Source organism: Arthrobacter sp. ISL-72, from assembly GCF_018613755.1.
Classification (GTDB): Bacteria; Actinomycetota; Actinomycetes; order Actinomycetales; family Micrococcaceae; genus Arthrobacter.
This window is the reverse complement of record NZ_JAGGPP010000027.1, coordinates 225589-231588: the sequence shown is the minus strand read 5'-3', so window position 1 is coordinate 231588 and position 6000 is coordinate 225589. Positions and strand designations below refer to the sequence as shown.

General features: G+C 66.3%; 5 protein-coding genes and 1 pseudogene. 4 read left to right on the top strand and 2 right to left on the bottom strand.

Annotated features, from left to right (window positions below; genetic code table 11):
- From J7I92_RS19890 to J7I92_RS19875, 4 genes and pseudogenes are all read left to right on the top strand, one after another.
- Nucleotides 1-983 (top strand): annotated as a pseudogene (locus J7I92_RS19890) (L-asparagine permease); the annotation flags it as partial.
- A 205-nt stretch (nt 984-1188) separates the two neighbouring features.
- Nucleotides 1189-2514 carry an ATP-binding protein gene (locus J7I92_RS19885; RefSeq protein WP_214843305.1) on the top strand — a complete coding sequence of 442 codons (1326 nt, stop codon included), beginning with the start codon at nt 1189-1191 and terminating at the stop codon, nt 2512-2514.
- A gap of 8 nt (nt 2515-2522) precedes the next feature.
- Nucleotides 2523-3173 (top strand): hypothetical protein, encoded by a 651-nt coding sequence (locus J7I92_RS19880; RefSeq protein WP_214843303.1) that lies wholly within the window; start codon nt 2523-2525, stop codon nt 3171-3173.
- Between the two features lie 3 nt (nt 3174-3176).
- Nucleotides 3177-4436 (top strand): low temperature requirement protein A, encoded by a 1260-nt coding sequence (locus J7I92_RS19875; RefSeq protein ID WP_214843301.1) that lies wholly within the window; start codon nt 3177-3179, stop codon nt 4434-4436.
- Here J7I92_RS19875 and J7I92_RS19870 read toward each other — a convergent pair.
- Together J7I92_RS19870 and gluQRS are read right to left on the bottom strand one after the other, a co-directional pair.
- Nucleotides 4414-5031 (bottom strand): HD domain-containing protein, encoded by a 618-nt coding sequence (locus J7I92_RS19870; protein ID WP_214843299.1) that lies wholly within the window; start codon nt 5029-5031, stop codon nt 4414-4416. The genes J7I92_RS19875 and J7I92_RS19870 overlap by 23 nt on opposite strands.
- 9 nt (nt 5032-5040) lie before the next feature.
- Nucleotides 5041-5937 (bottom strand): tRNA glutamyl-Q(34) synthetase GluQRS, encoded by an 897-nt coding sequence (gluQRS, locus tag J7I92_RS19865; RefSeq protein ID WP_214843297.1) that lies wholly within the window; start codon nt 5935-5937, stop codon nt 5041-5043.
- Nucleotides 5938-6000: the final 63 nt, after the last annotated feature.

The following is a 6000-nucleotide window of genomic DNA, read 5'->3' as shown; positions in this document are numbered from 1 at the left end:
GGTTCGCCATCATCAAGGTCGCAGCCCTGGTCGCGTTCCTGCTCGTGGGCACCTACTTCGTCATCTTCGGCACCCCGGTCCCCGGTCAGGAAACCGGCTTCAGCCTCATCACCGACAACGGCGGGATCTTCCCCAACGGCCTGCTGCCCATGATCATCCTGATGCAGGGCGTCCTGTTCGCCTACGCCTCCATCGAACTCGTCGGCACCGCCGCCGGCGAAACCGAAAACCCCGAAAAAATCATGCCCAAAGCCATCAACTCCGTGGTCTTCCGCATCGCGCTGTTCTACGTCGGCTCCGTCATCCTGCTGGCCCTGCTGCTGCCCTTCACCTCCTACGAAAAAGGCGTCAGCCCCTTCGTGACCTTCTTCGGCTCCATCGGCATCCAGGGCGTGGACGTCATCATGAACCTCGTGGTCCTCACCGCCGCGCTGTCCTCCCTGAACGCCGGACTCTACTCCACCGGCCGGATCCTGCGCTCCATGTCCGTCGCCGGCTCCGCCCCCAAATTCGCCCAGCGCATGAACAAAGCCGGCGTCCCCTACGGCGGCATCGCCATCACCGCCGGCGTCTCGCTCCTGGGTGTCCCGCTGAACTACCTCGTCCCCTCCCAGGCCTTCGAAATAGTCCTGAACGTCGCCTCCGTGGGCATCATCGTCACCTGGGCCACCATCGTGCTGTGCCAAATGCAGCTCAAACGCTGGGCCGACAAAGGCTGGCTCAAACGCCCCTCCTTCCGGATGTTCGGCGCCCCCTACACCGGCTACCTCTCCCTCCTGTTCCTCGTCGGCGTCCTGGTCATGGTCTTCATCGACTCACCCCTGACCCTGCTCGTCACCCTCATCGCCATCGCCCTGATGGTCGTCGGCTGGTACGCCTGCCGCAAACAAATCCACGAAATCGCCGCAGCACGCGACGGATACACCGGCGCCTCCCCCGTCGTCGCCAATCTCCCAGTGCGCGGGGCGGAGGAGCGCATCTAGCTCCTTCCACTTCACCTAAGCGCGAACGGATCAGCGCGAACGGACACTTGCGGCCCCGGATTGAAGGGCCCCAAGTGTCCGTTCGCGCTTAACCGGCAGGCGGCGTAATGCAACGCGGCCGCAACCCCGGGCGGGGGCTGGTTCGCATATGCTCAGCTGAGAAGTTCAACCGGCTCAACGACGAACCACCACAGGAGAAACGCTCATGACCACCTGGCGGATCAGGGATTTCCATTCGGCCGACCTTGACGGCATCCTGCACCTCTGGGAATCGCTCAAGGCCACCAACGTCGAACCCGTCTACGCGCTCTCCGAGGTCCTGGCCTCCTGCGAAAAGGACCACGCCGTCGTCGCCGTCCAGGGCGACCAGGTGGTGGGTGCCGCCGTCGGCCGCGCCGCGCATGACCAGGGCTGGATCGTTTTCCTGGCCACCCTCCCCGAGTTCCGCGGCCGCGGGATCGGCACCTCGCTGCTTGCCGCCGTCGAAAACCGGATGGCGCCGCACGGGCTGAACAAACTCTCCGCGCTGATGCCCGAGTCCGAAACCCGCGTGGAGGCCTTCCTCAGCCGCGGCTTCGTCCTCAAGAAAAACCTGCGGTACTTCGAACGGACCATCCCGGTTCAGCGCCAGGAGCTCGAACCCCTGGGCCTCCTCGGCGGCCGCATCCTGGCCCGCGACCTCTGGGAGAACGTGGCCGGCATGCGCAATGAGAAGGAACTGCTGGAACGCCGGCTGGTACTCCCGCTGGCGGAGGCGGACCTCGCGGACGAATTCGGCGTGGTGCCGCCGCGCGCCGTTGTCCTCTTCGGTCCGCCCGGGACCGGCAAGACCACCTTCGCCAAGGCGATCGCGTCCCGGCTCGAATGGCCGTTCGTCGAAGTATTCCCCTCCCGGCTCGCCGCTGACCCCAAAGGCCTGGCCGGCGCCCTCCGCGAAACATTCCTGGAGATCGCCGAACTGGAACATGCCGTGGTGTTCATCGACGAGGTGGAGGAGATCGCGTCGCAGCGGTCCGGCGAGCCGCCGTCACCGCTGCAGGGCGTCACCAACGAGCTCCTCAAGATCATCCCGGCCTTCCGCGAACAGCCCGGCCGCCTGCTGGTCTGCGCCACGAACTTCATCCGGGCACTGGACACCGCGTTCCTGCGGCACGGCCGCTTCGACTACGTCATCCCCATCGGGCTCCCGGACGCCGAGGCCCGCCGCGCCATGTGGGAACGCTTCATCCCCGCCACCGTGGTGGACGACGTGGACATTGAGCTCCTGGTGGACCGCACCGAGGGCTTCTCCCCCGCGGACATCGAGTACGCGGCCCGGAGCGCCTCCCAGCGCGCGCTGGAAAAATCCGTATACGGCAATGGCAGTGACGGCGGGCCGGCTTCCGGCGGAAGCGCCTCCGTTCGAGAGGCGGTCCGGAAGGGCCCTGCCACCCAGGATTATCTGGACGCCATTGCGGACACCAGGACCACGGTCAGCAAGGAGGTCCACCAGGACTTCCTCGAAGACATCGATTCGCTGGGCCGGGTGTAGCCCCCGGGGTGATCCCGTTCCTCACGATTGTCAGCGGGCTCGCTTGGACGGTGGTGTACGTTGAGGCGATGCGGATCGGCTTCCGGGACCGGAGCTACGCGATCCCCGCGGCCGCCCTGGCCCTGAACTTCGCCTGGGAAGCCATCTATGCCACCCGGTCCGCCACGACCGCATTGTCCGCACAGGGCGCTTTCAACATCATGTGGGCGCTGGCGGACGTGGTCATCCTGTACACGTTCTTCAGGTTCGGCCGCTCGGAGCTCCCGGGGTGGGTGACGCGCAAGGCCTTCCTCGGCTGGGCTCTGCTGCTGGGTGCCACCGCCTTCGCCGCGCAGCTGCTGTTCGTTGCGGAGTTCGGCTGGGAGGCCGCGCCGCGCTACTCCGCTTTCCTGCAGAACCTGTTGATGTCCGGCCTGTTCATTGCCATGTTCGTTTCCCGGGGCGGCGCGAGGGGCCAGTCGCTGCTCATCGCCGCGGCCAAATGGATCGGAACACTGGCCCCCACCGTCGTGTTCGGCTGGTACGGCAATTCGCTGCTGATCCTCGGCGTCGGCGCGCTTTGCAGCATCTTTGACCTCGTGTACATCGGCCTGCTCTGGCGGGCGCGGACGCTTGCGCCATCTCCTGCGCCATCTCCCGCCCCAAGCGGTACTGTTTGAAGCATGTCCAGCAATCCCCTCAGGCACGCCATGGCCCGCATGGGCGGCCGCGACCCGCATGAAAAACACCGGACAGCCACCCCTCTGGAGCTGTTTTTCGACCTGACGTTTGTCATTGCCTTTGGTGTGGCCGGCAGCCAGTTCGCGCATGAGATCGCGGAGGCGCACTTCGGGGCCGGGTTGCTGGGTTTCACCTTCGCGATGTTTGCCGTGATCTGGGCCTGGATCAACTTCACCTGGTTCGCCAGCGCCTACGACAACGACGACTGGGTGTTCCGCCTCGTGACCATGGTGCAGATCATGGGCGTGCTGATCCTGGCCATGGGCATCGAACCGATGTTCCATTCGCTCGTGGAGGGCCGGCACGTGGACAACGCCGTGATTGTCGGCGGCTACGTGATCATGCGGCTGGCCCTGGTGGCGCAATGGCTGCGGGCCGCCCGGCAGGATCCCGCGCGCCGCGACACCTGCCTGCGCTACGCAAAATACCTCGCCGTGGTGCAGCTGGGCTGGATCGCAGTCCTTGTGCTGAACACCGACGTGCCCACCACCTTCCTGATGGTCTCAGTACTCGTGGCGCTGGAAATGGCGACGCCCTACGCGGCCGAGCGCAAGGCAACAACGCCCTGGCATGCTCACCACATCGCCGAGCGCTACGGGCTGCTCGCCATCATCGCGCTGGGCGAATGCCTGATCGGTGCCATTGAGACCCTGCGGGCCATCGTGGCGAGCCACGGCTGGAGCGTGGACGCAGCGCTGGTGGGCTTCGGCGGCACTGCTTTGGCGTTCGGCATGTGGTGGATATACTTCATCCTCCCCGCCGGCCGCGTGCTCCACCTCCGCAGGCACCGCTCATACTTTTTCGGCTACGGGCACGTGCCGATCTTCGTCGCGATTGCCGCCACCGGGGCCGGGCTGCACGTGGCGGCGTATTACATCGACCACACCGCACATATCAGCGCCGCCGTGGCGGTGGCAAGCATCGCCATCCCCGTGGCCGTGTTCAAAGCCTCCCTCACTGCGATGTTCAGCATCATGGTCTGCTACGACAGGACCGTGGTCGCCGTTGCAGCGGGCGTCCTCCTGGTCCTGGGCGGCAGCGTGGGTCTTGCGGCCGCCGGAGTCTCAGTGCCGGTCTGCATGCTGGTGATTGTGCTGGCACTGGCCGTCTCAATCGTCATCGATGAGAAGCGCGGCACCAAGCGGCTGAGCGCCGCCTTGGAGCATCTGGAGCGGACGGCTAAGACCCCGCGTCCGGCTTAGCGCCGGGCTCGGCCACCGGGGATTCCCCGGGGTGATCGTCCATGGCGTCCAGTTCCTCAAGCAGCCAGGGGTTGACCCGCGCCAGGATCTTCCTGACCTCCTCGGCAGGAACGGCCTCATAGAGTACCGGGCGGGCCTCGTCATAGCGGGTGACGGGCGGCTTGTCCGGCCACTTTTCGGCCAGGGCCTGCACGCGCTCGGGCAATGAGTTGTGGGCGTTGTCCGCGATCTTCACCAGCGTGGCGTCGTGGTCTTCGGCGATGAAGCGGATGCCGTCCTGGTAGTCGTCCGGGTTGTCGTGCAGCCGCTTGGTGACCCGCTCGATGATGGCCACCGCGCGCTCCGAAACGCCCATGTCCAGGAGCGCCTGCCGCGTCATTGGCGTGTCCTCGGCAATGTCATGCAGGTACCCGGCGATTTGGATGTCGTCGTCGAAATCTTCCAAGGCATCGCCCACGGCGAGCACGTGTTCCCGGTAGGGCCGCTTGAGCTTGTCCTTCTGGCGGTTGTGTGCCACTTCAGCGAGCACCCTGGCCGTCTCCACAGTGAATCGAGGCTGGGGCGGGCTTGCGTCAGGGGTTCCGGTTTCTGGCATGGTTCCAGCCTACGCGCCTGCCCGCACCGTCCCCGGCCACACCCAGGCGTCGCGCGGTAACCTGGCGGGATCGAACACCGCCAGCGCGGTTGGCAGCGGTCCTGCCGGCAGCCCCAGCGAGTCCAGGATGATGTCACGCACGCGGCCGGCATCCAGCCCGGCAGCAGCCAGGTCGGACAGCGTGACAGCGCCATCCCGCTTGGCCAGCCGGACGCCGTCGGAATTCACCACCAACGGGACATGGGCATATTCCGGAACTGGAATATGCAAGAGCGAAGCAAGATAGGCCTGGCGGGGCGTGGAAGCCAGGAGGTCATCACCGCGGACCACCTGGTCAATCCCCTGCGCGGCGTCGTCCACCACCACGGCGAGGTTATAGGCCGTGACGCCGTCGTTGCGGCGGAGTACGAAGTCATCCACCACGCCCGTATATGTTCCGTGCAGCAAGTCATGCACGGTCCAGTCCGCGACGGCGGCCCGGAGCCGGACCGCGGCCGGCCGAATGGTCCGCTTGAATTCTATTTCGGCCTGATCGAGGTTCCGGCAGGTGCCCGGATAGGCGCCCTGCGGGGCGTGCGGCGCGGACGGAGCCTCCTGGATTTCCCGCCTGGTGCAGAAGCATTCATAAGTCAGGCCCGCGGCGGCCAGCCGCCTGACCGTTTCGGTGTACAGCGGCCCGCGCTCGGTCTGGCGCACGACGCCGCCGTCCCAAGTGACGCCGATGGCCGCCAGGTCGCGGAGCTGCTCCGCTTCGGCGCCGGCGCGGGCCCGGTCCAGGTCCTCCACCCGCATCAGGAACCGGCGGCCGGTGGAGCGGGCGAACAGCCAGGCGAGGATTGCCGTCCGGAGGTTTCCGACATGGAGTTCGCCGGACGGGCTGGGTGCGAAGCGGCCGGCAGACGTCATGGCACCAGCCTAGGGTCAGCCACCGCCCGCCTGCGAATACATTTGCATCAACACAAGAGCCCC

Bases quoted from the DNA above. Each gene is read 5' to 3' on its own strand.
- J7I92_RS19885 (WP_214843305.1), top strand. From the start codon at position 1,189: ATGACCACCTGGCGGATCAGGGATTTCCATTCGGCCGACCTTGACGGC.
- J7I92_RS19870 (WP_214843299.1), bottom strand. From the start codon at position 5,031: ATGCCAGAAACCGGAACCCCTGACGCAAGCCCGCCCCAGCCTCGATTC.
- gluQRS (WP_214843297.1), bottom strand. From the start codon at position 5,937: ATGACGTCTGCCGGCCGCTTCGCACCCAGCCCGTCCGGCGAACTCCAT.
- J7I92_RS19875 (WP_214843301.1), top strand. From the start codon at position 3,177: ATGTCCAGCAATCCCCTCAGGCACGCCATGGCCCGCATGGGCGGCCGC.